This is a genomic window from Actinomyces urogenitalis DSM 15434, assembly GCF_000159035.1.
Classification (GTDB): Bacteria; Actinomycetota; Actinomycetes; order Actinomycetales; family Actinomycetaceae; genus Actinomyces; species Actinomyces urogenitalis.
This window is the reverse complement of record NZ_DS999607.1, coordinates 1-629: the sequence shown is the minus strand read 5'-3', so window position 1 is coordinate 629 and position 629 is coordinate 1. Positions and strand designations below refer to the sequence as shown.

Below are 629 nucleotides of genomic sequence, written 5' to 3'. Positions count from 1 at the left end.
CGATGGGGCGCACGAGGCGGTCGAGCACCGCCTGGCCCATGCGGGCGCGCACGAAGGAGGCAAGGTCGGCCGGGTCTCCTGGCTGGGTGCTGACAGTGCCGGGCAGGGTGGCGTCGGCCGTGGCGCGCTCGGCACCGGCACGGCCCAGCACGGCGACGGCGTCCTCGGCCAGGGGGTGGGCCGGGATGCCGAGGAAGGAGTCCTTGAGGAAGGGGTGCAGCGCCCAGCCGGCCGAGGCGGGATCGCCGTCGAGCGGGGGAAGAAAGAGCCTGGCTCCGCCGCCGCAGGGACCGACGACCGTGAGACCGAGCGCGTCGACCATCTCAGTGACGGCCCGGCCGCGCATGACGAAGCCCTCGGCGCCCAGGTCCATCCTGGCTCCGCCGATCTCGGCGGCGGCCACGAGACCGCCGGTGTAGCCGCGGGCCTCGAGGACCATCGGGCGCAGGCCGACCTGGCACAGCTGCCAGGCGGCAGACAGCCCAGCGATGCCGCCGCCCACGACGACGGCGTCCCAGACCTGGGGGCTCATGCCTGGGCCTCCGGTCCCTGCCAGGGGCGGGCGGCGACCTCGGCCCACTGCTGGTCCGCGTGGACCTGGGCGACGATGCCGGTGAGCACCGCCGGGT

The 629-nt window shown here is 75.5% G+C and carries 1 protein-coding gene; it reads right to left on the bottom strand.

Annotated elements, in window-relative coordinates:
* Positions 1–532, bottom strand: a 532-nt coding sequence (locus HMPREF0058_RS11480; protein ID WP_006549966.1) for an NAD(P)-binding protein, incomplete at its 3' end; no start/stop codon positions are given.
* Positions 533–629 lie beyond the last annotated feature (97 nt).